Origin of the sequence: Methylobacterium sp. 1030 (assembly GCF_040544715.1) — a bacterium.
Lineage (GTDB): Bacteria > Pseudomonadota > Alphaproteobacteria > Rhizobiales > Beijerinckiaceae > Methylobacterium.
Genome location: NZ_JBEPKM010000019.1, coordinates 77,543 through 100,540 on the forward strand (window position 1 = coordinate 77,543; position 22,998 = coordinate 100,540).

General features: G+C 72.8%; 27 protein-coding genes, 1 other RNA gene and 1 pseudogene. 14 read left to right on the plus strand and 15 right to left on the minus strand.

The annotated features are described in order from the left end of the window. The first annotated feature begins 55 nt into the window (after positions 1-55). Complete coding sequence (locus ABIC30_RS24830) at positions 56-733, plus strand: haloacid dehalogenase type II (RefSeq protein ID WP_020091318.1); 678 nt, start codon at positions 56-58, stop codon at positions 731-733. Positions 734-990: 257 nt separating this feature from the next. After that, positions 991-1,347: a hypothetical protein gene (locus ABIC30_RS24835; protein WP_020091317.1), complete on the plus strand. Its 357-nt coding sequence runs from the start codon at positions 991-993 to the stop codon at positions 1,345-1,347. A gap of 54 nt (positions 1,348-1,401) precedes the next feature. Here the strand turns inward: ABIC30_RS24835 and ABIC30_RS24840 are convergent, their stop codons facing one another. The 3 genes from ABIC30_RS24840 to tlpA all read right to left on the minus strand — a co-directional run bounded on the left by ABIC30_RS24840 (position 1,402) and on the right by tlpA (position 5,233). Beyond that, on the minus strand, positions 1,402-3,159 hold the full coding sequence (locus ABIC30_RS24840) for a carbamoyltransferase family protein (protein WP_234082918.1): 1,758 nt from the start codon (positions 3,157-3,159) through the stop codon (positions 1,402-1,404). A 175-nt stretch (positions 3,160-3,334) separates the two neighbouring features. Continuing rightward, a complete protein-coding gene (gene nhaA, locus ABIC30_RS24845) occupies positions 3,335-4,537 on the minus strand; it encodes a Na+/H+ antiporter NhaA (RefSeq protein ID WP_234081677.1) in 1,203 nt (400 codons plus the stop codon). 54 nt (positions 4,538-4,591) lie between these two features. Further along, positions 4,592-5,233 carry a thiol:disulfide interchange protein TlpA gene (gene tlpA / locus ABIC30_RS24850; protein ID WP_056524413.1) on the minus strand — a complete coding sequence of 214 codons (642 nt, stop codon included), beginning with the start codon at positions 5,231-5,233 and terminating at the stop codon, positions 4,592-4,594. Between the two features lie 42 nt (positions 5,234-5,275). Here tlpA and argH point away from each other — a divergent pair, with 42 nt between their 5' ends. The 3 genes from argH (at position 5,276) to ABIC30_RS24865 (ending at position 8,027) form a co-directional block, all read left to right on the plus strand. Then, the gene (gene argH, locus ABIC30_RS24855; RefSeq protein ID WP_091927872.1) at positions 5,276-6,655 is read left to right on the plus strand and encodes an argininosuccinate lyase; all 1,380 of its coding nucleotides are present in this window, start codon (positions 5,276-5,278) and stop codon (positions 6,653-6,655) included. Positions 6,656-6,908: 253 nt separating this feature from the next. Further along, on the plus strand, positions 6,909-7,190 hold the full coding sequence (locus ABIC30_RS24860) for a hypothetical protein (RefSeq protein ID WP_234081680.1): 282 nt from the start codon (positions 6,909-6,911) through the stop codon (positions 7,188-7,190). A gap of 108 nt (positions 7,191-7,298) precedes the next feature. Continuing rightward, positions 7,299-8,027: a hypothetical protein gene (locus ABIC30_RS24865; protein ID WP_056524404.1), complete on the plus strand. Its 729-nt coding sequence runs from the start codon at positions 7,299-7,301 to the stop codon at positions 8,025-8,027. A gap of 8 nt (positions 8,028-8,035) precedes the next feature. Here the strand turns inward: ABIC30_RS24865 and ABIC30_RS24870 are convergent, their stop codons facing one another. Further along, complete coding sequence (locus ABIC30_RS24870) at positions 8,036-8,317, minus strand: hypothetical protein (protein WP_042673333.1); 282 nt, start codon at positions 8,315-8,317, stop codon at positions 8,036-8,038. Positions 8,318-8,724: 407 nt separating this feature from the next. Then, positions 8,725-9,402 carry an HAD family hydrolase gene (locus tag ABIC30_RS24875; RefSeq protein WP_042673332.1) on the minus strand — a complete coding sequence of 226 codons (678 nt, stop codon included), beginning with the start codon at positions 9,400-9,402 and terminating at the stop codon, positions 8,725-8,727. A gap of 198 nt (positions 9,403-9,600) precedes the next feature. On the opposite strand from ABIC30_RS24875, the gene ABIC30_RS24880 reads away from it, so the two are divergent. After that, positions 9,601-9,921: a hypothetical protein gene (locus tag ABIC30_RS24880; RefSeq protein WP_020091308.1), complete on the plus strand. Its 321-nt coding sequence runs from the start codon at positions 9,601-9,603 to the stop codon at positions 9,919-9,921. Positions 9,922-9,950: 29 nt separating this feature from the next. On the opposite strand, the gene ABIC30_RS24885 is transcribed toward ABIC30_RS24880, so the two are convergent. From ABIC30_RS24885 to ABIC30_RS24895, 3 genes are all read right to left on the minus strand, one after another. Further along, positions 9,951-10,445, minus strand: a complete 495-nt coding sequence (locus ABIC30_RS24885; RefSeq protein ID WP_020091307.1) for a PAS domain-containing protein — start codon at positions 10,443-10,445, stop codon at positions 9,951-9,953. Positions 10,446-10,778: 333 nt separating this feature from the next. Continuing rightward, positions 10,779-10,943 (minus strand): hypothetical protein, encoded by a 165-nt coding sequence (locus ABIC30_RS24890; protein WP_020091306.1) that lies wholly within the window; start codon positions 10,941-10,943, stop codon positions 10,779-10,781. 9 nt (positions 10,944-10,952) lie between these two features. Further along, complete coding sequence (locus tag ABIC30_RS24895) at positions 10,953-12,479, minus strand: FAD-dependent monooxygenase (RefSeq protein WP_205833893.1); 1,527 nt, start codon at positions 12,477-12,479, stop codon at positions 10,953-10,955. A gap of 55 nt (positions 12,480-12,534) precedes the next feature. On the opposite strand from ABIC30_RS24895, the pseudogene ABIC30_RS31840 reads away from it, so the two are divergent. Next, a pseudogene (locus tag ABIC30_RS31840) lies at positions 12,535-12,648 on the plus strand (TetR family transcriptional regulator); the annotation flags it as partial. A gap of 67 nt (positions 12,649-12,715) precedes the next feature. Next, entirely contained in the window at positions 12,716-13,189 is a 474-nt protein-coding gene (locus ABIC30_RS24900; RefSeq protein WP_020091304.1) for a hypothetical protein, read from the plus strand. Positions 13,190-13,215: 26 nt separating this feature from the next. Here ABIC30_RS24900 and mepA read toward each other — a convergent pair whose 3' ends face one another. After that, on the minus strand, positions 13,216-14,136 hold the full coding sequence (gene mepA / locus ABIC30_RS24905; RefSeq protein WP_020091303.1) for a penicillin-insensitive murein endopeptidase: 921 nt from the start codon (positions 14,134-14,136) through the stop codon (positions 13,216-13,218). Positions 14,137-14,256: 120 nt separating this feature from the next. Between mepA and ABIC30_RS24910 the strand changes: the two genes are divergently transcribed. Then, positions 14,257-14,673 (plus strand): PRC-barrel domain-containing protein, encoded by a 417-nt coding sequence (locus ABIC30_RS24910; protein ID WP_020091302.1) that lies wholly within the window; start codon positions 14,257-14,259, stop codon positions 14,671-14,673. A gap of 25 nt (positions 14,674-14,698) precedes the next feature. On the opposite strand, the gene ABIC30_RS24915 is transcribed toward ABIC30_RS24910, so the two are convergent. The 4 genes from ABIC30_RS24915 to fumC all read right to left on the minus strand — a co-directional run bounded on the left by ABIC30_RS24915 (position 14,699) and on the right by fumC (position 17,439). Continuing rightward, positions 14,699-15,325 carry a ParB-like protein gene (locus ABIC30_RS24915; RefSeq protein ID WP_020091301.1) on the minus strand — a complete coding sequence of 209 codons (627 nt, stop codon included), beginning with the start codon at positions 15,323-15,325 and terminating at the stop codon, positions 14,699-14,701. 82 nt (positions 15,326-15,407) lie between these two features. Further along, positions 15,408-15,632, minus strand: a complete 225-nt coding sequence (locus ABIC30_RS24920; RefSeq protein ID WP_020091300.1) for a ribbon-helix-helix domain-containing protein — start codon at positions 15,630-15,632, stop codon at positions 15,408-15,410. Positions 15,633-15,769: 137 nt separating this feature from the next. Further along, positions 15,770-15,967, minus strand: a complete 198-nt coding sequence (locus ABIC30_RS24925; protein WP_042672647.1) for a DUF4169 family protein — start codon at positions 15,965-15,967, stop codon at positions 15,770-15,772. Positions 15,968-16,029: 62 nt separating this feature from the next. Beyond that, positions 16,030-17,439 carry a class II fumarate hydratase gene (gene fumC, locus ABIC30_RS24930; RefSeq protein ID WP_020091298.1) on the minus strand — a complete coding sequence of 470 codons (1,410 nt, stop codon included), beginning with the start codon at positions 17,437-17,439 and terminating at the stop codon, positions 16,030-16,032. A 122-nt stretch (positions 17,440-17,561) separates the two neighbouring features. On the opposite strand from fumC, the gene ABIC30_RS24935 reads away from it, so the two are divergent. Continuing rightward, a complete protein-coding gene (locus ABIC30_RS24935; protein WP_091676448.1) occupies positions 17,562-18,956 on the plus strand; it encodes a cytochrome P450 in 1,395 nt (464 codons plus the stop codon). Positions 18,957-19,041: 85 nt separating this feature from the next. Continuing rightward, entirely contained in the window at positions 19,042-19,320 is a 279-nt protein-coding gene (locus ABIC30_RS24940; RefSeq protein ID WP_354456199.1) for a hypothetical protein, read from the plus strand. Positions 19,321-19,540: 220 nt separating this feature from the next. Here ABIC30_RS24940 and ABIC30_RS24945 read toward each other — a convergent pair whose 3' ends face one another. Continuing rightward, complete coding sequence (locus ABIC30_RS24945) at positions 19,541-20,167, minus strand: SspB family protein (RefSeq protein WP_020091294.1); 627 nt, start codon at positions 20,165-20,167, stop codon at positions 19,541-19,543. A 64-nt stretch (positions 20,168-20,231) separates the two neighbouring features. Beyond that, positions 20,232-20,613: a transfer-messenger RNA gene (gene ssrA / locus ABIC30_RS24950) on the minus strand. Here ssrA and ABIC30_RS24955 point away from each other — a divergent pair. The 3 genes from ABIC30_RS24955 to ABIC30_RS24965 all read left to right on the plus strand — a co-directional run bounded on the left by ABIC30_RS24955 (position 20,605) and on the right by ABIC30_RS24965 (position 22,888). Beyond that, on the plus strand, positions 20,605-21,462 hold the full coding sequence (locus ABIC30_RS24955; protein WP_419149849.1) for a CPBP family intramembrane glutamic endopeptidase: 858 nt from the start codon (positions 20,605-20,607) through the stop codon (positions 21,460-21,462). The two genes, ssrA and ABIC30_RS24955, sit on opposite strands and share 9 nt — an antisense overlap. Before the next feature lie 146 nt (positions 21,463-21,608). Continuing rightward, positions 21,609-22,403 (plus strand): thymidylate synthase, encoded by a 795-nt coding sequence (locus ABIC30_RS24960; protein ID WP_103985941.1) that lies wholly within the window; start codon positions 21,609-21,611, stop codon positions 22,401-22,403. Continuing rightward, positions 22,400-22,888, plus strand: a complete 489-nt coding sequence (locus ABIC30_RS24965; RefSeq protein ID WP_354456200.1) for a dihydrofolate reductase — start codon at positions 22,400-22,402, stop codon at positions 22,886-22,888. Before ABIC30_RS24960 ends, ABIC30_RS24965 begins: the two co-directional genes overlap by 4 nt. Positions 22,889-22,998 lie beyond the last annotated feature (110 nt).

A 22,998-nucleotide genomic window follows, 5' to 3' on the forward strand; every position in this document is an offset into this window, starting at 1 on the left:
CGCCGCCGCGCGGGTCCGGCCCCAGATCGGGCGAGAGCACCCAGTGAGGACCGCCATGACCGACGCACCGAATCCCCTCGCGGGCGTGAAGGCCGCGGTGTTCGACGCCTACGGCACGCTGTTCGACGTGAACGCCGCGGTCCAGCGCTACGCCGAGGCGGTGGGGCCGGACGCCGCCCACCTCTCCGAGGTCTGGCGCAACAAGCAGCTCGAGTACAGCTGGACCCTGTCGCTGATGGGCCAGTACGCCGCCTTCTGGGACCTCACCGTGCGGGCCCTCGACTACGCCCTGGCGGTCCACCCGAACGTCGATCCCGGCCTGCGCGAGCGGCTCCTCGACGCCTACCGGGACCTCGAGGCCTACCCGGAGGTCCCGGGCGTGCTGGCGGCCCTGCGCAAGCGCGGAATCCGCACCGCCGTCCTCACCAACGGCAACGCCGCCATGGTCGACCGGGCGGTCGCCTCGGCGGGGCTGGCCGACCACCTCGACGCGGTCCTCTCGGTGGACGACGCGCAGGTGTTCAAGACCCATCCCGACGCCTACCGGATCGCCCTGACCCGGCTGGCGGTGGGGCAGGGCGACGTGCTGTTCTGCTCGTCGAACCGCTGGGACGTGGCGGGGGCGGGGGCCTTCGGGTTCCGGACCGCCTGGGTCAACCGCAGGGGCCTGCCCGACGAGTACGCGGATCTGGCGCCCACGACGGTGGTGGGATCTCTCGACGGGCTGCTCTGAAGGGGGATCTGCGGCAGCCGCGTCCGGCGCGGGAAATGCCCATTCCGTCCTTGCGAGCGCAGCGAAGCAATCCAGGGACACGGCTGCATCCGGGCAAAGCGCGCTGCCCTGGGTTGCTTCGCTGCGCTCGCAAGGACGAAGCGGATATCGCGCCGCCACGGGCCTCCGCCGCGGCTTATCTGGTACACGATCGAATTGGCCCACTTCGCGGATTCTTAATCCTCCCGGTGTTGGATCATCCTCAACACGAACGGGAGATGTTTCGCGTGTCCTTGAACGGTTCCTTCACGACGATCCGCGCTGGGGCCGCAGCCCTCGCGGTCACCCTGGTGCTCGGGGCGGTCGCCCCGGCCACCGCCCGCGACCAGACCGGCGCCATCGTCGGCGGCCTCGCGGCCGGCGTCGTCGGCGGCATGGTCGGCAGCGCCCTCGTCAACGGCGCGAACCAGCCGCCCCCGCCGCCGCCGGAGTACCGCCCGCGCCGGGTCGTGGTCGAGGAGCCCGAGACCATCGTGGTGCGCGAGCGCCGCGGCCCGATCTGCCACTACGAGCGCCGCAAGGAGTGGCTCGGCGACGGCGAGTTCACCTACCGCCGCGTCGAGGTCTGCGAGTAAATCGCGTCCGCGGTTATCGGACCGGCGCCGCGTCCCCCGGGGGCGCGGCGCGTCTCATTTCACGACCAGCCAGTCCTCGACCACGAGGGCGTCGAGGCCGGTGGTATAGAACATCAGGATCGCGTCCTCCGCGCCGTGGAGGATCGGCTTGCCCATCACGTTGAAGCTCGTGTTGAGCAGGATCGGCACGCCGGTGATCGCCGCGAAGGCGCCGATCAGGGCCGCGTAGGCCGGGTTGCGCGCCGCCGTGACGCTCTGGAGCCGGCCGGTGCCGTCTTCGTGCACCACCGCCGGCACCCGGGCGCGGACCGCCTCGCGCCAGACCAGGGTACGATCCATGTAGGGGCTGTCGGCGTAATCCTCGAACCAGTCCGGCCCGGCCTCCGCCAGGATCGACGGCGCGAACGGCCGGAACGCCTCCCGGTACTTCACCTTGGCGTTGAGCGCGTCCTTGGCGCCTTCCGGCCGCGGATCGGCCAGGATCGACCGGTTGCCGAGCGCCCGGGGCCCGAACTCCGCCCGGCCCTGCACCCAGCCGACGAGGCCGCCCTCGGCCAGGATCCGCGCCGCCGCGCGGGTCGCCTCCGCGTGGCCGACGCGCCGGGCCCGGGGCTCCTGCTCGGCGAGCCGCTCCATCGGCGCCGTGGAGACCCGCGAGCCGAGATAGGGCGTGAGCGGCCGGGCGGCGGGCGGCGGACCGGCCCAGCCCGGATTGTCCTCCGCGTAGGCGAGCCACGCGGCGCCGACCGCGTTGCCGTCGTCGGCCGGGGCCGAGGGCACGTGCAGCCGGGTGAAGCCGGACCGGCCGAGCACCCGGCCGTTGTAGGAGGAGTTCAGCCCGCAGCCGCCCGCGATCACGAGGTTCTCTGACGGCGCCAGCGCGTGGGCCTCGGCCACCAGCGCGTCCATCAAAGTCGCGAACAGGTCCTGGCCGCAGCGGGCGAGGTCGGGCCAGCCGTTCTTCAGGGCATCGGCGGGGCGGCGGGCGCGGATCTCCGCGGCGACCGCCCGGATCGTCTCCGCGTCGGCGTAGCGCAGGCGGTGGCCCTCGACCGTGCAGAGCCGGCCGAGCAGCGCGGCGAGGTCCGGGTCGGGCCGGCCGTAGGGGGCGAGCCCCATGATCTTCCACTCCTCGCCCTTCACCTGATCGAAGCCGGCGAGGTCGGTGATCAGCCCGTACAGGAAGCCCAGCGAGCCGCGCCCGCGGTGGCGGCGCAACTCCGTGATCCGGCCGCCCTCCAGGCGGTAGATCGCCGCCGCACCGGTCTCGCCCATGCCGTCGACCACCAGGGCAGTGGCCGTCTCGAAGGGGCTGCCCCAGAGGCCGTAGGCGGCGTGGCACAGGTGGTGCGGGTAGCGCCGCTGCCCGGCGATCGTCGCCCGGGGCGCCGCGCCGCTGATCCGCGCCTCCTGGTTCAGGGCCAGCAGGGTGCCGTGGCCGGCCCGCTCCTGGGCGCCGTGGAGGTCGGCGATGAACACCCGCTCGGCCTGCTCGGGCACGAAGGAGCGGTTGAGCGCCGTGGTGTGGGCGGCGAGCGCCATCAGGTCGAAGGCCCCGGCACCGGCCTGGCCGCGCAGGAAGTCGGTGAATTGCGGGCCCCAGGTCGAGGCGACGACGAGTTCCGAGCCCGGCGGGACGTGCGCCTTCAGCAGTGCGGCCATCTGCGACGGGGCGTCCGGCTCGCAGTTCGGCGCGCGCTTGTACTGCAGGGCGCGCTCCGCCGCCTCGGCGAAGAGCAGGGTGCCGTCGGGCCCGACCAGGGCGAGGGCCGGGTCGTGGAAGGTGGTGGCGAGGCCGAGATAGAAGCGCATGCCCACGGGGGGTAGCGCATTTTCGCGCCGGACGGAGCCCGGCACGTGCGAGGTGCCGTCCTTGCGCCGCCGTCATTGCGAGCGGAGCGAAGCAATCTAGACGGCGCCACGCTTCCCGATGTTCCGCTGCACTGGGTTGCTTCGCTGCGCTCGCAATGACGAAGCGCGCCGCCCGCTAGTGCGGGGCGACGCGGCGCTTCGCGACGAGGAGGATCGCCGCGCCGGCGAGTCCCGACAGGGCCGAGCCCGCGAGCACGCCGAGCTTCACGGCGGTCTCGTGCTGCGGGTCCGGGAAGGCGAGGCCGCCGATGAACAGGCTCATGGTGAAGCCGATGCCGCACAGGACCGCGACCCCGTAGACCTGCCCCCAGCCGGCCCCGGCCGGGCGCTTGGCCCATCCCAGCGCCACGGCCAGCCGCAGGCTCGCGAACACGCCGGCCTGCTTGCCGAGGAACAGGCCCGCCGCGATGCCGAGCGTCACCGGCTGGAGCAGGGCCTCGGGGGTGAGGCCGGAGAGGTCCACGCCGGCATTGGCGAAGCCGAAGACCGGGACCACCCCGTAGGTGATCCAGGGGGCGAGGGCGTGCTCCAGCCGGTGCAGGGGCGAGTGCGCGTCCTCCGGCCGGCCCGGGCTGACCCGGATCGGGATCGTGAGCGCGAGCAGCACCCCCGCGATCGTCGCGTGGATCCCGGAGCGCAGCACGAGGACCCACAGCACGAGGCCGAGGAGCCCGTAGGCCGGGAGCCACCCGATCCCCGCCCGGTTGAGGCCGTAGAGGGCGGCCAGCACCGCGGCGGCGAGCGCCAGCATGGTGAGGTCGAGGCCGGAGCTGTAGAACAGCGCGATCACCACCACGGCGCCGAGGTCGTCGACGATGGCGACCGCGCTGAGGAAGATCTTGAGGGAGACCGGCACCCGCGACCCGAGGAGCGCGAGGACGCCCAGCGCGAAGGCGATGTCGGTGGCGGCCGGGATCGCCCAGCCCCGCAGGGTGCCGGCCCCGAGATTGGTGAGCGCGTAGAATGCGGCCGGGACCGCCATGCCGCCGAGCGCGGCGATGCCCGGCAGGACCCGGTCGGGCCAGGTCCGCAGCCGCCCGTCGAGGGCCTCGCGCTTGATCTCCAGGCCGACCAGCAGGAAGAACCCGGCCATCAGGCCGTCGTTGATCCAGTGCTGCACGCTCATCGGGCCGAGTTCGGCGTGGAGGGCGTGCGCGTAGGTGTCCGCGAGCGGCCCGTTGGCGACGACCAGCGCCAGGGCCGCCGCCGCCATCAGGATCAGCCCGCCCGCCGCCTCGCCGGCGAGCAGCGTGCGGATGATCGAGAGGGGGCGGGGCCTCCGCCTCGGAGGGGCGCGGTCAGGTGCGGGCGAGGTCATCGCGACACGCCTTGCCGCGCATCGGAGACGCGCGCAACCGCGCGGCCGCGACCGTTACGACGTCCGCCCCAGGGCCGCGCGGATCAGCGCCAGCCCGTCCGGGCTCGACCACGCGGCCGGCCCCTTCATCACCCCGATCGTGCAGCCCTGCGCGTCGACCAGCATCGTGGTCGGCAGGCCGGGCGACTGCGTGTCGCGCTGGAGGATCGGCAGCACGCGGCCGCCGGGATCGGCGTAGAAGGCGAGGTCGTGGATGCCCGCCTGCTTCAGCCATTCCGACGGCTTCTCGAGGTTGCGCGTGTCGACGTTGATCGCGACGACCTGGAAATCGGGGCCGCCGAGCTGCGCCTGGAGCCGGTCGAGGGCCGGCATCTCGGCCTTGCAGGGCGCGCACCACGTCGCCCAGAGATTCACGAGGAGCAGCCGGCCCCTGAGGTCGGCGAGGCCGGTCTCGGCGCCGTCCGGCCCCTTGAACCGGATGTCCGGCGCGGGCCGGGCCTGCGGCGGGGCCTGCATGGCGGCGACCTCGCCCTTCGCGGCCGCATCGACCCGGGCGAGCGCCGGCTTGGCGGCGGCGCAGGGCTGAAGGGCGCCGCCCGTGTTGCCGGGCAGGAGACCGCTCCCGTATAGGGCGAGGCCGAGGACGGCGAGCGCGGCGACGCCCGCGCCGGCCAGGATGGGCGTGCGGCCGGGCATCAGGCTCGGGCCTCGGGACGGTCAGGGCGCGGAAGGATCGACATGAGCAACCGGATGTGGGGCGGCCGCTTCGCGAGCGGCCCGGCGGAGATCATGGAGGAGATCAACGCCTCCATCGGATTCGACAAGCGCCTCGCGCCCCAGGATATCCGCGGCTCGCTGGCGCATGTGGCGATGCTGGGCCAAGCCGGCATCCTGCCGGCGGAGGATGTGGCCGCGATCGAGGCCGGGCTCAAGTCCGTGCGCGACGAGATCGAGGGCGGCACCTTCGCGTTCAAGCGCGAGCTCGAGGACATCCACATGTCCGTGGAGAGCCGGCTCACCGAGATCGTCGGCCCGGCCGCCGGCCGCCTGCACACGGCGCGCTCGCGCAACGACCAGGTCGCCACCGACATGAAGCTCTGGGTGCGCGACACCCTCGATTCCCTCGACCAGCAGGCCGCCGACCTGCAGCGCGCCCTCAGCCAGGCGGCGCTGAAGCACGCCGGCACCGTGATGCCGGGCTTCACCCATCTCCAGTCGGCCCAGCCGGTGACCTTCGGCCACCACTGCCTCGCCTACGTCGAGATGCTGGCCCGCGACCGGGGCCGGTTCCGCGACGCCCGGGCGCGGCTCAACGAGTGCCCGCTCGGCGCCGCGGCGCTCGCCGGCACCTCCTTCCCGATCGACCGGCACGCCACGGCGGCGGCCCTCGGCTTCGACCGGCCGACCGCCAACTCCCTCGACTCGGTCGCCGACCGCGACTTCGCCCTGGAGGCCCTGGCGGCGGCCTCGATCTGCGCCGTGCACCTGTCGCGCTTCGCCGAGGAGCTGGTGGTCTGGACCTCGGCCCAGTTCAACTTCGTGCGGCTGTCGGACGGGTTCACCACCGGCTCGTCGATCATGCCGCAGAAGCGCAACCCCGACGCCGCCGAGCTGGTGCGCGCGAAGAGCGGCCGGATCATCGGCGCGCTGACCGGCCTGCTCATCGTCATGAAGGGCCTGCCGCTCGCCTACTCGAAGGACATGCAGGAGGACAAGGAGGGCACGTTCGACGCCCTCCAGGCCCTGTCCCTGTGCCTCGCCGCCATGACCGGCATGGTGAAGGACCTGGAGCCCAACGCCGAAGTGCTCGGCCGCGCCGCCGGCTCCGGCTACGCCACCGCCACCGACCTCGCCGACTGGCTGGTGCGCGAGCTCGGGCTGCCGTTCCGTCAGGCACACCACGTCACCGGCCGCCTCGTCGGCGCGGCCTCCGCCAAGGGCGTCGGGCTCGAAGAGCTGTCGCTGCCCGAGATGCAGGAGGCGGAGCCGCGGATCACCGAGGCGGTCTACGCGGTGCTGGGCGTCGAGAACTCGGTGGCGAGCCGCACCAGCTACGGCGGCACCGCACCCGACAACGTCCGGCGCCAGGCGCAGGCCTGGATCGAGCGGCTGGGCTGAGCCGTCGCGGCCGACGGCGACCGGCGCCGGCTGACGCTTCGCGCCGCTAGCCCCTGAGGGTTGCCGGGGGCCCGCGGCCCGACGCTCCGACCGCGGGGTGGGCCCCCGGTCGCCTCGGATCAGGGAACGGGCCCCCGCTCATCCACAGGACCGTTCAAAATTGTGCATTGCAACCCTCGGCCCACCCGCGCGTTCACCATCTGGCTAAGTCCGCTCAGCTACAAGCTTCGCCGTCTGGATCGGAGTTCGCAGGATGCCTGTCGAGAGTTGGCTGAACACGGAGGAGGTGCCGGATTTCGCGGCGCACGCCACGGCGATGATCGACGCCGCCCTGACCGGTTCGGGCCTGACGCGCGAGTCCTACTGGGCCGCCGTCCGCAAGGGCTACAACACCCCCTACAACGATCCGCCCCGCCAGCGCGCCGCGCCGGCCCGGCCGAACGCCATCGCGGTGCCCGCCGGCCCGGCGGTCGAGGCGCTGCCGGTCCCGGCCGGCGTCATCGCGGCCCGGGCGACGGAAGCCCGCGCCGTCTGATTGTCGACGGATCCCGCCTCGCCATCTTGCCGACGTTTTACGCAAGCTTCACTAATCCCGAACCCCGGTCCGGCTCCTGACGGAGCCGCCCGTCGTCAGGAAGTGAAGATGGTCCGCGTCCCCCGCTCGCTCCCGGTCGGAGCTCTCGCCCTGCTCGCCTCCGGGCTGGTTACCGGCCTCGTCGGAGGTGTGCTCGGCGGGACCTGCCTGGTCGCGACGGCGGCCCACGCCCAGGACGCGGCGGCGGCCCCGGACGCCGGCGGTGGCGACGCGGCCCCGTCGCGGCGCGGGCGGCGGCACGGCCGCGAGCGGAGCAAGCGCGCCGAGAAGAAGACCGCGACCCCGCCGGGGATGCAGCAGGCCACCCCGGTGGCGATCTTCGGCGACTGGAACGTGTTCGTGAACGGCGACGGCCGCAACAAGCTCTGCTACGCGATCGCGCAACCGCAGACGCGCTCGCCCAAGACCCTGAAGCGCGACACCGCCTACCTGTTCGTGAGCGTGCGCAAGGGCGAGAACATCCAGAACGAGGTGGCGGTGATGCTGGGCTTCCCGTCGAAGCCCGCGGCCTCCCAGGTCAAGCCCGGCTCCGCGGCCGCGCCGACCGACCCGAGCCTCAACCTCGGCGCCAGCCGCTACGGCCTCGTGGTCAAGGACGGCAATGCCTGGCTGCAGAACCCCGCCGAGGAGGCGCGGGTCGTCTCCGAGATGAGCGCCCGCAACCCGAAGATCATCATCAAGGCCACGTCGATGCGCGGGAACCCGACGAGCGACGAGTACGCGCTCGGCGGATTCGCGGAGGCCATGAAGCGCACCCGGGACGAGTGCAGCAAGTAGCGGACGGGTCAGGCCCGCCTCAGCGCGGGCCGGTGCGACCGGTCGGGGGACCGGGCGCTCATGCGCGCGCGGGCCGCGCGCGCGGCCTGCTCGGCCGTGCGGAACACGGCGCCGTCGAGCCCGTCGAAATCGCGCGCGGACGAGAAGAACCGGACGCCGCGCCCCTCGGGGACGGCGATCCCGGCGGTGACCTCACCGATCTCGATCACCCGGGCGGGTTCGCTCGGGCCGAGGGCCGGGTCCGCGAGGTCGGGACGGTCTTCGGGTTTGTACTCTGCGAGGCTGTGCATCGGATCGGGAACTCCCTGGGCCGGCCGGTCGCCGTGCCGGATCGCGTTGGCTGCTGCGGAGGATCGACGGGGCTCAGCGTCGACAGCGCCGGCGGGCGGCGGGGCAGCAGGGGGCGATCGGGAGCGGGTATCGAAGGGACGATGTGCGAGTGACCATCGGACGTCCTCCAGACTGAAGGACCGCGCGGCGCGGGGCCGGCGCAGTGCTTTAGCGTTTGATCACGCGGCGCAAGCTACGCTTCTCAAAGGACCGCGGCCGGCCCTGTCGCGCACCCGAGGTGCGCGGCCGGGCCGGCACTCCTGAAGATGGGCGCGGCACGGCGCACCGTCAACGGAACGGACTTCCGATTTCGAGGGCCGGCTTGGCAGGAAGCCGGTCCCGGGCGCGCGTCCGGGAGGCGGATCGTTCAGGCCGCGGCGATCACCGCGGCGAGGTCGGAGAAGTCCGAGAAGATCCGGGCCGCGCCGGCCTCCGCGAGCCCGGCGCCCGCCGGGTCGTGACCCCAGTGGCCGCCGCCCGTGAAGCCCGCGACCCGCATGCCGGCGCTCCGGGCCGCCGTGACCCCGGGAACGCTGTCCTCGATCACGAGGCAGGCCGCCGGAGCGACGCCCATCCGCTCGGCGGCGAACAGGAACAGGTCGGGGAAGGGCTTGCCCCGCGCCACCTGCGCCGAGGAGAAGACGCGGTCGCCGAACAGGGGGAGCAGCCCGGTCAGCGTCAGGGAGTGGCGCAGCCGCACCGGGTCGCTGCTCGACGCGACGCAGACCGGCAGGCCCACGGCGGCGACCGCCTCGGCGACGCCGCGCATCGCCCGCAGCTCCGCGTCGAACAGCGCCAGGGTCTCGGCCTTCACCGCCTCGACGAAGCCGGCCGGGGCGGTGACGCCGTAGTCGCTCGCGATATGCGCCATGATCGAGGGCATCGCGGTGCCGGTGAAGCGCGCCCGCACGGTGGCGAAGTCGATGTCCACGCCGATCCGGTTGAGCCCGGCCGTCAGGCAGGCGAGGCTCAGGGGCTCGCTGTCCACCAGGACGCCGTCGCAATCGAAGATCACGAGGCCGAGATTCGTCGCGCGCGCGTCCAAGGTCGACCGTTCCCGCACGGCCCGCCGCCGCCGGGCGACCCTGTGGCACGGGCCCGAGGGCCCCGCAACCGCGCGGATCGACGCTCGCCCCGGGCGCTGACCGGGTGCTTGCACCTTGCGGCGCGGCCCCATACTCCCGGGGCGGGCGCGCCGATCCGGCACCCACGGCCCGTAAGGCAAGGCTCAGAAGGCCCCGCGATGTTCCGCTTCCTGGCCCGCGTCCTGGGCTTCCTGCTGATGGCCGGCGGCTTCGTCGCGCTGGTCTACGACGGCGCCCGCTCCATCGCCAACAACGGGCTGCGGGTGACGCCGCTCTCCGACGTGATCGCCACCCTGTTCAAGGACAAGGCCAGCGCCCTCCAGGGCAGCGTGGAGGGGGCGGCGCCCTGGCTCTGGCACATCCTGGGCCTGCCGCTCACCCTGGCGCCGGCCTCCCTGATCGGCCTCGGCCTCGGCGCGGTCCTGCTCTGGCTCGGCCAGCCGGGCCGCGAGCCGATCGGGTTCCTGACGAAGCCCTGATCCGACGAAGCCCTGATCCTCCGGGCGGCCTAGCGGGCGGCGAGCTTGGCCTCGGCCTCGGCCAGGGCGGCCTTCAGCCGCTCGATCTCGGCGGTCAGCGCGTAGTGCTCGCTGACGTCGAGCTGCGAGGCGAAGAAGTAGACCACCCGTCCCGCCTCGTCCCGCACCGGGCCGACGTAGAGGGCGTTCTGGAAGGTCGAGCCGTCCCTGCGGTAGTTGAGGAGGTCGACCCGGATATCCTCCTCCCGCCGGACGGCCGCGCGGAGGCGGTCGACGGCCGCCGCCTCGGTGTCGGGCCCCTGCAGGAAGCGGCAATTGCGGCCGACCACCTCCATCCGGGTGTAGCCGGTCAGCTTCAGGAAGGCGTCGTTCACGAAGACGATCGGGTTATCGTGCTGGGCCGGATCGGTGATGATCATCGGCATCCGGGTCGCCCGCACGGCGGCCGCGAAGGGATCGCCCCGGTGCGCCTCCGCCTTGAGGTCGTCCGGCACGTGGCTCGTGGCGGTCCCGCCCGTCTCCATCCGGATCAGCCCCTCACAGCGCCGCGCAGGGCGGCCGTCCGACCCGCGTCGTCGGGGCACCAAGCCGGAATTTGCCCGCGCGGTCCAGTCTCTCGCGGCGCGGTTCGCGGAGGGCGGGCGCCGAACGTCGTCCGGCGGTCCCCGCCTTCCCGTGTCGGGCGGCGCCCAAGACCGGGAGGCGGGCCGCTGGCGCACCGCTTCGCGGGGGCATGCCACCAGCAGGCCCCGGCCAAGAAGCTGGCCAAGAAGCTGGCCAAGAACCGGGCCAAGAACCGGGCCAAGAACTCGGCCGGCTGTTGCGGCCCGGCGGGAACCGGCGGCGGCGCCCGAGCCTCACGGGCTCCGGCTGTCGGGCCGCGTCTGCGGGCCCGGCACCGGGGCGCCGGCGGCGCCCCGCAGGGGCGGCGTGCTGTTCGGGCTGCGCAGCACGATCAGGACGCTGCCGAGGACCGAGAGGGCGAGGGCGGTCACGAGGAGGATGAAGAGCCAGCGGGGCATCCGGGGCGGTTAGCACATCGGAGCCGGCGCGCCGAGCGGCCCGGCCGGTGACGGGCCGAACCAGCGGCCCACCGCCTCCCGCAGGCCGTCGAGGGCCGTTGCCGCGCCCGTCCAGGCGACGCAGCCGTCGGGGCGGACCAGCGTCGAGGGCCCGTCCGGGACCGCCACGCAGCTCACCCGGCCCGTCGCCGCGGCGACCATCCGGGAGGCCGCGCCGTCGGCGCTGCCGTCGACGAGGAGGCCCCGGCCGTCCTGCATCGCGCCGTAGAGCGTCGCGCCACCGGCGCCGAGCGGCCCGTCGCCGGCCATCCGGCCGACCGCGTCCTCGGGCGAGCCGAGATCGTACCGGGCGCTCAGGCCGCGCATCAGGCCGCCGAGGATCCGGCTGACCTCGTCGCTCTCCAGGAGCCGCGCCATCAGGTCGCGCAGCGCGCCCGATTGCGGATCGGGCCGCAGGATCGCCGCCTGGGCGCGGGTGTTGGCCGTGACGGCCTCGGCCACCGGGCGCCGCTCGGCCGTGTAGGTATCGAGCAGGGTCTCGGGCATCTCCCCGCGCAGCACGGCGGCGAGCTTCCAGCCGAGATTGGCGGCGTCGCCCAGGCCGAGGCTCAGGCCCTGGCCGTCGAAGGGCGCGTGGACATGCGCCGCGTCGCCGGCGAGCAGCACGCGGCCCCGGCGGTAGGTGTCGACGAGGCGCGTGTTGTCGGCCCACCGGTTCGCGACCGCGACCCGGGCGACGCGGACGTCCGTGCCGCTGACCCGGCGCAGCGCGGTCTCGATCTCGTCGCGCGTGACGGGCGCCTGCCGGTCGGCCGGCGGGCCGCTGAAATCCAGCATGAACAGGCGGCGCGGGAACGGCCCGTGGCCGTAGACGCCCCCCGGCCCGCGGTGCCAGCCGACCGGCAGCGCGCCGGCGGGATCGTCGAGATCGGCGATCGCCTGGTACATGGTGAGCGTCGGCGGCGTGCCGGGGAAGGCGAAGCCGGCCATCTTGCGGACCGCGCTGCGGCCGCCGTCGCAGCCGACGAGATAGGCGCAGCGGACGCGCGCGTCGCCCGTCGGCGCGGTCCAGGCCACCTCGACCCTGTCGGCCGCCTCCGTGAAGCCCGTGAGCGTGCAACCGCGGCGCAGGTCGATCCCGAGCGCCGCGGCGCGGTCGAGCAGCATGGCTTCGAGGCTCTGCTGATCGACCGCGCGCATGCGCCGGTCCGGCTCCGCCTGCGGGCCGCGGCGGATGAACAGGAAGCCGAAATGGCCGCTGAACTGCGCCCCGCGCGGGCCGCCGCCGACCTGACCCGGCAGGCGGTCCATCGCCGCGAGGCTCCGCGCCTCGGCGGCCTCGATCGCCGCGCCCATCCCCCGCCGCTGCAGCGCCTCGACGCCCAGGGGGCCGAGCCCCAGCGCCTTGATGGTGGTGCTCGGCTCGGTGAGGCGCTCCAGCACCCGGACGCGCGCGCCCCCGAGGGTCAGCTCGATGGCTGTGAGGAGCCCGACCGGACCGGCTCCAACCACGACGACGTCGACAGGCTCATCCATGGACTTAATCGATTTCTATACTCAGTCCATGAATGGATGTGGTATGAGGCGGCGCATGTCAACGCCTCCCGACCGCCGGTCCCGCAAGCGCCTCGCCACCCGGCAGGCCATCTCCGACGCCGCCACGCGGCTGTTCCTGGAGCGCGGCTTCGACGCCGTGACGGTGGATGAGATCGCGGCGGCTGCCGATGTCGGCCGGATGACCGTGTTCAACCATTTCCCCCCGCAAGGAGGACATGTTCTACGACCGCGACGAGGAGGGGCGCGCACTCCTGCGCGAGACCCTGCGGCAGCGCGATCCCCGGGTCGCGCCGGTCGAGACGCTCCGCCAGCTGGCGCACCGGCTGGTGACGGGCCGGAACCCGGTCGTGGAATTCTCGGCGCGCAGCGGCGCCTTCGTCGCGACGGCGGCCGGGAGCGAGACGCTCAAGGCCCGGGCCCGGGCGATCCGGGACGAACTCGCGGGCGTGGTGCGGGTCGCGCTCGCCGAATCCATCGGGCGCGGGCCGGAGGATCCCGACGCCGACCTGGCGGCCGGCCTGTTGCTGGCGACCTGGAGCGTGGCCTTCCTCCGGGCGCACCGGACCTTCCGGGCGACGCGGCGGACGGAGGCGGCGAATGCCGCCTTCCTGGCGGTCATCGACCGGGGGACGGCCGGCCTCGCGGCGGCGCTGGCCGGCACGCCCTACGCGGAGGCGGCCGCGCCCTGAGCGGCGACCATCCCCGGGGGCCCGGCCTACGGCGCCTTCAGCACCGCCCGGCAGGCGGCGGGCAGCGCCGCCATGGTCATGGCGGGCTTGGCCTTCGGCGGCGTCTTCGGGGGCTTCGGGTGGAGCACCGCGTCCGAGAACCAGTAGCTGAGGTCGTCGCAGCCGTCGCCCGGCGGCGGCGCGCCCTGGGGCTGGCAATCCTCCTGGCCGGCCGGGCAGGAAAGCCGGATATGGTAGTGGTAATTGTGCCCGTACATCGGGCGGACCTTGGACATCCAGCGGCTGCCCGCGGCGTCGCGGCAGAGGGCCTTCTTGATCGCCGCGTTGACGAAGATGCGCTCCACCTCCGGCTGCTCGGCGGTGATCTTGATCAGCTGCAGGTGCGTGGGCGTCCAGACCTGGGGATCGATGTCGAGGCGGTCGCGGCGGACCATGTCGGTGGCCGAGGTCTCCTCGCGCTCCGCCCGGCTCATGCGGTGGTCGGGCATCGGCGTCAGCCAGACGTCGGCGTCGATGCCGATCTGGTGCGAGGCGTGGCCGGTGATCATCGGGCCGCCGCGGGGCTGGGCCATGTCGCCCACGAGGAGGCCGGGCCAGCCGACCCGGGCGGCCTTCTGCGACAGCCGCTCGATGAAGTCGACGAGGTAGGGCGTGCCCCACATCCGGTTGCGGGACGGGCGCATGACCTGCCAGTTCGGCCCGTCGAGCGGCAGCGCCTCGCCGCCGGCGAAGCAGCCCTTGGCGTAGAAGCCGTAGATGTGGGCCGGACCGGAGGACGCCTTGGTGACCCGCCCGAACAGCGCCTTGGCGGGCGTCGAGGGCGCGTCCGGATGCTCCAGGGGCGGCAGCGGCTTCGGATTGACGCTGCCGCGATCCTGGGCCTGCGCGGCGGCGGGCAGGAGCAGGGCGGCGAGCGCGAGGCTCTGGGCGAAACGCGGCATCGGCATGCGGGGGCTGTTCGTCCGGCTGGAGAGGGCGGGCGCGGGCGCCCGCCGGAACGTGGCCCAGGGGCGGGGCGTTTTTCGGGCAGACGGCGCGCGTCGCGCGGAAACGGTCGGGAGGCGGCGATGACGGCCACGGGAACGGGAACGGACACCGGTCAGCCCGGCACGGCGAACCCGGCCGGCCGGGAGCCCCGCCGCCTGATCGCCAGCGATCGGGTCATCGGGACGGATGTCCGCCGGCCCGACGGGACACGGGTCGGACGGATCGAGCGGCTGATGCTCGACAAGGTCTCGGGTCGGGTCGCCTACGCGGTGATGAGCTTCGGCGGGTTCCTGGGCCTCGGCGAGGACTTCTACACGCTGCCCTGGTCGGTGCTGCGGTTCGAGCCGCAGCAGGACGCCTACGTGGTCGACATCACCGAGGCGCAGCTGCGCGCCGCCCCGGCCCGCACCCCCGAGGGCACCGATCCGGCCGCGGACGGCGCCTGGGAGGAGCAGATCCACCGCTACTACGACGCGGCGCCCTACTGGGGCATCTAGGCGGCGCCGGGACCGTCTGCGGGTCTCAGCGGACGTGGCGGGTCACCGGCCCGCACCAGCCGGGCAGGTAGTCGGCGTCCTTGGACTTGGCCAGCGACATCGCCCGCTCCAGGGCCGAGGAGAAGTCGTTCTCGATCCGCTTCTCCTTGATGTTCCGCCGCAGGAAGTCGGCCCAGAGAAACTCGCTGAACGGCGTCGTGTCCTTCGCGAAGCCGCCGGCCCGGCGCAACTCGCCGGCGAGGCTGCGATAGGGGTCGTCCACCAGGGCGTCGACGGATTTCGGGATGTCGTCGAAGTGCTGGCGCACGCCGTCGGCGTCGTAGGGGTGGGTCCAGGATTTGTGGTCGCAGACCGTCCAGAACGCGTCTTTGTCGAGGTAGTGCAGGTCGGCCACCACGGTGACGAGCACGTTCTCGACGCCCTCCTCGTGCAGGGCGCGGGACAGGTGGTGGTGATCGATGATGTAGTGGCGCTTCTTCGGCCCGAGCAGCGTCGGGATCATGTGGGCGCCGAGGAATTCCTTCTTCTTCTCGCCGTCGTACTCCCGCCAGCGCCGCCGCTTCTCCGCCACTTCCCGGTAGCCCACGGTCATCTGCGTCGGGCGCAGCTCCGCGATCGGGATGGTCTTGAGCAGCGGCTCTCTACTGGCCATGGGGTCTCCTTCGTGCGTGGATTTGTCACGCGATCGTCAGACACCTATTCAGGATCGGGAGAGCGGCCAGGGCGCGCGGCGCTCACGTTTCCGGCATCGCGCGGACGGCCTCCAGCACGAACACGCGGATCGCCGAGGACAGGTTCTGGCCGTCGCGGCCGGCGTCGATGTGCCCGATGAGGGCCTGGACCGACTGGCCCCGCGCCTCCGCGATCGCCCGCAGGGCCGCCCAGAACGGGTCCTCCAGGGACACGCTGGTCCGGTGGCCGGCGATCATCACGGAGCGCTTGGTGATGCCCGGGCTCATGGCGAGGCGGCTGCGCGTCCCGTCCTCGCGAGCGGAGCGAAGCGATCCAGGGCAGCGCGACCCTGGTCGGCGTGGCGCGACTGGATCGCTTCGCTCCGCTCGCGAGGACGGTGGGGCTGCTGCATCCGGATCTGCTCTCAGTCCGCCGGATCGGGCTCGCCCCGCTCCAGGCGGTGGCCCTCGTGCCGCTCGGTCTCCAGGGCCTTGCGGCGCTGCTGGAGGGTCCTGGCCTTCTTCGGCTGCCCGAAGGCGATCCGGTTGGCCTCGGCCTTCGTGTCGGCCTCGGCGCGGGCCTTCGCCTTGCGGACCTGACGCAGGTTGATGATCTCGGCCATGGATCGCCTCCCGGCAATGGCGGCCGGCGCAGGACACCCGCGCCGGCCAAATACCCAAGAAACTAATCGGCGCTGGGGGCCAGCATGGTCTCCGGCCGGACCACGCGCTCGAACTCCGCCTCGGTCACGTAGCCGAGGCGCAGGGCTTCCTCCTTGAGGGTCGTGCCGTTCTTGTGCGCGGTCTTGGCGATCTCGGCGGCCTTGTCGTAGCCGATCGAGGGGGCGAGCGCGGTGACCAGCATGAGCGACCGGCTCATCAGGTCGGCGATCTTGTCCTCGTTGGCCTTGATGCCGACGACGCAGTTGTCGGTGAAGCTCACCGCCGCGTCGGCGAGCAGGCGGATCGACTGCAGCACCGCGTTGGCGATCACCGGCTTGAACACGTTGAGCTCGAAATTGCCCTGGGAGCCGGCGAAGCTCACCGTGGTGCCGTTGCCGATCACCTGGGCGCAGACCATCGTCAGGGCCTCGCACTGGGTCGGGTTGACCTTGCCGGGCATGATCGACGAGCCGGGCTCGTTCTCGGGGAGCGACAGCTCGCCGAGGCCGGAGCGCGGGCCCGAGCCGAGGAAGCGGATGTCCTGGGCGATCTTGAACAGGCCGGCGGCGAGCGCCGAGAGGGCGCCCTGCGTGAATACCAGGGCGTCGTGGGTCGCGAGCGCCTCGAACTTGTTCTCGGCCGACGTGAAGGGTAGGCCGGTCAGCTCGGCGACCTTGGCGGCGAAGCGCTCGGCGAATTCCGGATGGGCGTTGAGGCCGGTGCCGACCGCCGTGCCGCCCTGGGCGAGCGCCAGCACCCCCGGCAGGGTCGCGGCGACCCGCGAGCCGCCGAGGGCGACCTGCGCGACGTAGCCGGAGAATTCCTGGCCGAGGGAGACCGGCGTCGCGTCCTGCAGGTGGGTGCGCCCGATCTTGACGATCGCGTCGAAGGCCTTGGCCTTGGCGTCGAGGGCAGCGTGCAGGTGGGAGAGCGCCGGCAGCAGGCGACCCTGGATCTCGCGGGCCACCGCGATGTGCATGGCCGTCGGGAAGGTGTCGTTGGAGGACTGGCCGCGGTTGCAATGGTCGTTCGGGTGGACCGGCGACTTGCCGCCGCGCTGGCCGCCCAGGCGCTCGTTGGCGAGGCTGGCGATCACCTCGTTGGCGTTCATGTTCGACTGCGTGCCCGAGCCGGTCTGGTAGATGACGAGCGGGAACTCGTCGTCGTAGCGGCCCTCAACGACCTCGGCGGCCGAGGCCGCGATGGCGTCGGCGAGCTTCGGGTCGAGGGCGCCGAGATCCTTGTTCACCAGGGCGGCGGCCTGCTTCACGACGCCGAGTGCGTGGACGAGCGGCGCCGGCATCCGGTCGGTGCCGATCTTGAAGTTCTGGATCGAGCGCTGCGTCTGCGCGCCCCAGTAGCGATGCGCCGGGACCTCGATCGGACCGAAGGTGTCGGACTCGGTGCGGGTGGCGGTCTCGGTGGGCGACATCGTGGCCTCTACGTCTGGTGCAGTGCGGTGCCTACTTAAATGAGGCGCGGGTGAATCGCGATGCCGGTTTTCCCCGGCGCGCCGACAAGGGCGGGGCTCTGTTCCCGCCGGACAAGGAGCCGATGAGCGCCACGATCGATCTCTCCGAACCGATGGCCGGCACCCGGTTCCGCCCCGTCGTGCCGCCGCCGCTGAAGGAGCCGCTCGGCCTGTTCGAGTTCCTGCGGGCGGCGCGCAAGAACCCGATCACCACCTGGATGGACGCGCATTTCAAGCTGCCGGTCGTGGCGGCCGAGGGCGCGATGGGCCGGATCACCCTGGTGAGCGACCCGGCGCTGATCCGCTACCTGCTCATCGAGAACCCCGACGGCTACCGCAAGGACGACCTCCAGCGCCGCGTGCTGGCCCCGGGGCTCGGCAACGGCCTGCTCAGTGCCGAGGGCGACGAGTGGCGGCTCCAGCGCCGGACGCTGGCGCCGATCTTCAACGCCCGCACGGTCCAGGGCTTCTCCGACGCGATGAACGCCGCCGGGGCGCGGCTCGGCCGCCGCCTCGTCCGCCGCGACGGCAAGCGGGTCGACGTCGCCCTGGAGATGACCCGCGTCACCCTCGACGTGCTGGAGCGGACGATCTTCACGCAAGGTTTGCCGAGCGATCCCGACGCGCTGGGCCGCGCGATCACGCGCTTCCTCGAGGCCGTCGGGCCGATCGACCCCCTCGACGTGTTCGGCGTGCCCGATTTCGTGCCGCGGATCGGCCGGTTGCGGGCGCGGCCCGCGGGGCGCTTCTTCGCCGAGGTGGTCGACGAACTGATCGCACGGCGCAAGGCGCTGATGACGGGGGGCGAGGCGCCGCGGGACCTGCTGACGCTGCTGCTCGCCGCGCAGGATCCCGAGACCGGCAACGGGCTCTCGGACCTCGCCGTGAAGGCCAACATCGTCACCTTCATCGCCGCCGGCCACGAGACCACGGCCAACTCCCTGACCTGGGCGCTCTACTGCCTGTCGCAGGATCCCGCCGCGCAGGCGCGGGTCGAGGCCGAGGTCGACGCGGCCGGGCCGGGGGATTTCGCCGTCGAGCGCCTGCCCTTCACCCGGGCGGTGATCGAGGAGGCGATGCGGCTGTTCCCGCCGGTCCCGTTCCTCAGCCGGCAGGCGGTCCGCGACGACCGGCTCGGCCGGATCAAGGTGCCGCGGGGCTCGCTGGTGATGGTGGCGCCCTGGGTGCTCCACCGCCACCAGCTGCTCTGGGACGACCCGGAGGCCTTCGTGCCGGAGCGGTTCCTGCCCGAGAACCGGGACGCGATCCCGCGCTTCGCCTACCTGCCGTTCGGGGCGGGGCCGCGGGTCTGCATCGGCCAGAGCTTCTCGATCCAGGAGGCGGTGATCGTGCTGGCCCACGTGGTCCGGGCGGTGCGCTTCCGGCTGCCGGCGGATCACCCGGCGGTCACGCCGCTCCACCGGGTGACGCTCCGGCCGGAGCACGGCTTGCGCATGGAGGCCGAGCGGCGAGCGTGAGCGGGTTGACGGGTTCCCCGTGCGTTCTCACATTGCCGGAACGAGTCAGCAGAGTCGCGCTGGCTGAGATCGGGCACGAACCGCGATGGTCGACACCGTTGCTCCCGTGACGCTGGATTATGCCGAGCAGGTCGCCCGCGTCCTGCGGTCCAATGCGGAGACGGAAAAGTTCGTGGCCGAGCAGCGGAAGCTGATCGACGAGCAGACCAAGCTTCAGGCCGAGGCGGCGAAGCTGCACGCCGAGACGCTCAAGCTCGGTCGAGACCGTGTCCTGGCCCCGCTCTCCATCGGTTTTGCCGGCATGGCAGCAGCGGCCGCATTCTTCGGCGCGGGCGCCGCGTTCGTCAAACTTATGAGCCCCTGATCGTCGATCTGGGGCACGACTGGCGCCGGCGCGGTCCGAAATGCCTGCCGCGACTGTGTGAAGCTCCCTGGGCGATCGTCTGGGCAACGTTCGGTCGAGGCCTGCTATCGGGCATGCCCCGAGCTTCGATTTGAGCGCGTTCCCATCGCCTCGCCTCACCGCGCCTGAGCCTGACGGATCTCGCAGCTGAAGGTCGTGACCGAGTCGGCCAGGGGCGATCTCAGCTCTTCTTGCGGAAGGCGTCCAGGCTCACGACCTCGGCGCTGCCCTCCTCACCCTCCTTCTTGGCGGCGGGGCGGGGGGCCTTGTCGTCGGTCTTGCCGGCGTCCTTCTCGCCCGGGGCGGCGGGCGCGGGCAGCCCCTTCGGCGCGCCCGCGCCGATCGTCGCGAGACCGGCGCTCTTGGGCCGCACCTCGCCGGGTTCCGAGCCGGCGCCGCGGGGACCGGGCTTGGCCGGGGCGGCGTTGGCCTCCTCGGGGGTCTCGCCGGCCTCGCTGAGGTCGAACTTCAGGCCGAACTGCACGGAGGGGTCGAAGAAGCCCGACAGGGCGTCGAACGGCACCAGCAGGCGCTCCGGCACGCCCGAGAAGGACAGGCCGACCTCGAAGGCGTGCTCGGTGACGTTGAGGTCCCAGAACTGGTGCTGCAGGACGATCGTCATGTCCTGCGGGTACTTCTCGCGCAGGGCCTGCGACATCCGCACGCCGGGGGCCTCCGTCCGGAACGAGACGTAGAAATGATGCTCGCCCATCAGCCCCTCGCGGGCCGCGTCGGTCAGGACCTTGCGCACCACGCCGCGCAGGGCGTCCTGTACCAGGAGGTCGTAGCGGATCAGGTCGTCTGCCATCTGCGGTCGCGCTCTCGCCCGGTCTGCCCGGCGCCCCGCCGCGGATGGCCGGACCGAGGACTGAAGTGGAGGCTTCTGTTGCCAGGCGCCTCCGAACCCCGCCTATGCGGAGCTACCCGCTAGGACTTCAGGTCGATATTGGGGACCGCTTACGCGGCCACCGCCACCGGAGCAAAGTTGTCGTTGGCAACTATTGCAAAGGCCCGATAACGGCGGAACCATGCCGAGCGAAAGCTCAACCTTTACGCCCTCGTCGATCCTATTTCGCCCCCGCCGAAGCCCCGGTTCCGATCACGCCCCTTGCGGCAGCATGTCCTGGGCTCGGGTGGAGGCGCCGGGTACCGCCCCCGGGTCCGATAGGTTTATTGCGAAGAACGTTTATCGCCATAGCCGGCCTCGCGACCGGCTCCCGAGATATAGAGGGGATCGGTCCGGTTTTGAAGCCCGATCGTGTCGCGCCGCCGCCTCATTTGGAGCCTCCGGGGGAGGCTGTTGCCGGAAGTGCGCAGTCGCGCGCCGCCGTCCCCGGTGCGCGGGGCCCGCTCGAGCGCGCCTGGGGCGCGATGTGGCGGCTCGGCGCCCTGGTCGCCCTCGTGGTCGTCTATCTCGGCGCGGCGAGCCTCCTGTCCCTCGCCACGGTGCGCGTCGGCTTCGACCTCTGGAGCGGGATCGACCCGTTCCTGCCCCCCGAGCGGCGCCCGTTCCTGGGCGCGGTGGAACTCGCCCACCGGGCCTTCGCGATCGACGCCCTGCGCCAGGTCTACCTCGCCGCCCTGGTGCTCGGCGGCGCGTGGTGGCACGACCGGGCCGGTTGGCGCCGCCGCCTCGCCCTCGACCGCGAGCGGCCGAACGGCATGCGGCCGGTCGCGCTGCTGGGCCTCCTGCTGGTCTGGCCGGTGCTGCACATCGCCTGGGTCACCGGCACGGCGGAGCTGTTCGGCGCGAGCTTCGGCCAGCACGTGCGGCTGTCGCCGTTCATGAGCCAGGCGGCGGTCGCGGCCTGGCTCGCCTATCTGGCGATCCTGGCGCCGGTGGCCGAGGAACTGCTGCTGCGCGGCGAGGCCTTCGCCCGCGCCCGGGCGGCCGTCGGACCCGCGGGGGCGATCCTGGTCACCGCGCTCATCTTCGCCGCCGCCCACATCTCGTCCTGGGGGCTCGCCCGGCCGGTCTCGCTGCTGCCCCTCGCCCTGGCGCTGGGCTGGCTGCGCTGGCGCACCGGCCGGCTCTGGCCCGGCATCGCCCTGCACGGCTGGTCGAACCTCGCCCTGGTGACCTACCTGCTCTGGCCGGTCTGAGGGCTGGTCTGAGGGCCTGTCCGAGGCCGGCCTGGCCGACAGGGCGCCGCGCGCAGGCCTGCGCCGGAGCGGCTCCCGCGCGACGGCGGTGGACATATGGCGGCGGCGCGCTTGCCGGCCGGCGCGCCGGCGCGCAGGAATGGGCGATGGACGCTTATCACGACCTGCTCCGGCGGATCCTCGACGCGGGCGTCGCCAAGGACGACCGCACCGGCACCGGCACGCTCTCGGTGTTCGGCCACCAGATGCGCTTCGACCTGTCGGCGGGCTTCCCGCTGGTCACCACGAAGCGGCTGCACCTGCGCTCGATCATCCACGAGCTGCTCTGGTTCCTGGCGGGCGACACCAACGTGGCGGCGCTGAAGGCGAACGGCGTGACGATCTGGGACGAGTGGGCGGACGAGCGCGGCGATCTCGGCCCGGTCTACGGCAAGCAGTGGCGCTCCTGGGAGAGGCCCGGCGGCGGCACTGTCGACCAGATCGCCGGGGTGCTCGACGAGATCCGGCGCAACCCCGATTCCCGCCGCCTGATCGTGTCGGCCTGGAACCCGGCCGACCTCGACCGGATGGCCCTCGCGCCCTGCCACTGCCTGTTCCAGTTCTACGTCAGCGAGGGGCGGCTCTCCTGCCAGCTCTACCAGCGCTCGGCGGACGCCTTCCTGGGCGTGCCGTTCAACATCGCGAGCTACGCGCTCCTGACCCACATGATCGCCCAGGTGGCCGGCCTCGGGGTCGGCGACTTCGTCCACACCTTCGGCGACGCGCACCTCTACAGGAACCACTTGGAGCAGACCCGCACCCTCCTGGCCCGGGAGCCGCGCCCGCTGCCGCACCTGCGGCTCAACCCGGAGGTGCGCGACCTCTTCGCCTTCCGGTTCGAGGACATCGCCATCGAGAACTACGACCCGCATCCCGCCATCGCGGCCCCGGTGGCGGTATGAGCCCGATCGTTTCCCTGGTCGCCGCCGTCGCCCGCAACGGCGTGATCGGCCGCGACAACGGGCTCGCCTGGCATCTCTCCAGCGATCTCAAGCGCTTCAAGGCCCTGACCATGGGCAAGCCGATGCTGATGGGCCGGTGCACCTGGGATTCGATCGGCCGGCCCCTGCCGGGGCGCCGCACCCTGGTGCTGACCCGGGACACGGGCTTCCGCGCCGAGGGGGTCGAGACCGTCCACGACTGGGACTCCGCGCTGGCCGCCGCCGGGGCGGAGCTGATGGTGGTCGGCGGCGCCGAGATCTACGCGCTCGCGCTCCCGCACGCCGACCGGCTCCACCTCACCGAGGTCGAGGCCGAGCCCGCCGGCGACGTGCGATTCCCCGCCTTCGACCGCGCCCGCTTCCGGGAGACGTTCCGCGAGGCGCACCCGGCGGGCCCGCGGGACGAGCACGCCTTCGCCTTCGTCGACTGGGAGCGCGCACGCTGAGGCGCGCCGCCGCATTTGCGTTCCGCGCCGCGCATGCCCACCTGCCAGCCTTGACAGCACGGGGCGTGCGCCCGCAGGTGCCTGTCGGGTGCGCGCGCTCACGCCGGGCC

Bases quoted from the DNA above. Each gene is read 5' to 3' on its own strand.
- mepA (WP_020091303.1), bottom strand. From the start codon at position 14,136: ATGCCGATGCCGCGTTTCGCCCAGAGCCTCGCGCTCGCCGCCCTGCTC.
- ABIC30_RS24920 (WP_020091300.1), bottom strand. From the start codon at position 15,632: ATGAGCCCGGGCATCACCAAGCGCTCCGTGATGATCGCCGGCCACCGG.
- nhaA (WP_234081677.1), bottom strand. From the start codon at position 4,537: ATGACCTCGCCCGCACCTGACCGCGCCCCTCCGAGGCGGAGGCCCCGC.
- ABIC30_RS24830 (WP_020091318.1), top strand. From the start codon at position 56: ATGACCGACGCACCGAATCCCCTCGCGGGCGTGAAGGCCGCGGTGTTC.
- ABIC30_RS24910 (WP_020091302.1), top strand. From the start codon at position 14,257: ATGACGGCCACGGGAACGGGAACGGACACCGGTCAGCCCGGCACGGCG.
- ABIC30_RS24895 (WP_205833893.1), bottom strand. From the start codon at position 12,479: ATGGATGAGCCTGTCGACGTCGTCGTGGTTGGAGCCGGTCCGGTCGGG.
- ABIC30_RS24940 (WP_354456199.1), top strand. From the start codon at position 19,042: ATGGTCGACACCGTTGCTCCCGTGACGCTGGATTATGCCGAGCAGGTC.
- argH (WP_091927872.1), top strand. From the start codon at position 5,276: ATGAGCAACCGGATGTGGGGCGGCCGCTTCGCGAGCGGCCCGGCGGAG.
- ABIC30_RS24945 (WP_020091294.1), bottom strand. From the start codon at position 20,167: ATGGCAGACGACCTGATCCGCTACGACCTCCTGGTACAGGACGCCCTG.
- fumC (WP_020091298.1), bottom strand. From the start codon at position 17,439: ATGTCGCCCACCGAGACCGCCACCCGCACCGAGTCCGACACCTTCGGT.
- ABIC30_RS24865 (WP_056524404.1), top strand. From the start codon at position 7,299: ATGGTCCGCGTCCCCCGCTCGCTCCCGGTCGGAGCTCTCGCCCTGCTC.
- ABIC30_RS24840 (WP_234082918.1), bottom strand. From the start codon at position 3,159: ATGCGCTTCTATCTCGGCCTCGCCACCACCTTCCACGACCCGGCCCTC.
- ABIC30_RS24915 (WP_020091301.1), bottom strand. From the start codon at position 15,325: ATGGCCAGTAGAGAGCCGCTGCTCAAGACCATCCCGATCGCGGAGCTG.
- ABIC30_RS24935 (WP_091676448.1), top strand. From the start codon at position 17,562: ATGAGCGCCACGATCGATCTCTCCGAACCGATGGCCGGCACCCGGTTC.
- ABIC30_RS24925 (WP_042672647.1), bottom strand. From the start codon at position 15,967: ATGGCCGAGATCATCAACCTGCGTCAGGTCCGCAAGGCGAAGGCCCGC.
- tlpA (WP_056524413.1), bottom strand. From the start codon at position 5,233: ATGCCCGGCCGCACGCCCATCCTGGCCGGCGCGGGCGTCGCCGCGCTC.
- ABIC30_RS24870 (WP_042673333.1), bottom strand. From the start codon at position 8,317: ATGCACAGCCTCGCAGAGTACAAACCCGAAGACCGTCCCGACCTCGCG.
- ABIC30_RS24885 (WP_020091307.1), bottom strand. From the start codon at position 10,445: ATGGAGACGGGCGGGACCGCCACGAGCCACGTGCCGGACGACCTCAAG.
- ABIC30_RS24960 (WP_103985941.1), top strand. From the start codon at position 21,609: ATGGACGCTTATCACGACCTGCTCCGGCGGATCCTCGACGCGGGCGTC.
- ABIC30_RS24860 (WP_234081680.1), top strand. From the start codon at position 6,909: ATGCCTGTCGAGAGTTGGCTGAACACGGAGGAGGTGCCGGATTTCGCG.
- ABIC30_RS24835 (WP_020091317.1), top strand. From the start codon at position 991: ATGTTTCGCGTGTCCTTGAACGGTTCCTTCACGACGATCCGCGCTGGG.
- ABIC30_RS24900 (WP_020091304.1), top strand. From the start codon at position 12,716: ATGTTCTACGACCGCGACGAGGAGGGGCGCGCACTCCTGCGCGAGACC.
- ABIC30_RS24880 (WP_020091308.1), top strand. From the start codon at position 9,601: ATGTTCCGCTTCCTGGCCCGCGTCCTGGGCTTCCTGCTGATGGCCGGC.
- ABIC30_RS24890 (WP_020091306.1), bottom strand. From the start codon at position 10,943: ATGCCCCGCTGGCTCTTCATCCTCCTCGTGACCGCCCTCGCCCTCTCG.
- ABIC30_RS24965 (WP_354456200.1), top strand. From the start codon at position 22,400: ATGAGCCCGATCGTTTCCCTGGTCGCCGCCGTCGCCCGCAACGGCGTG.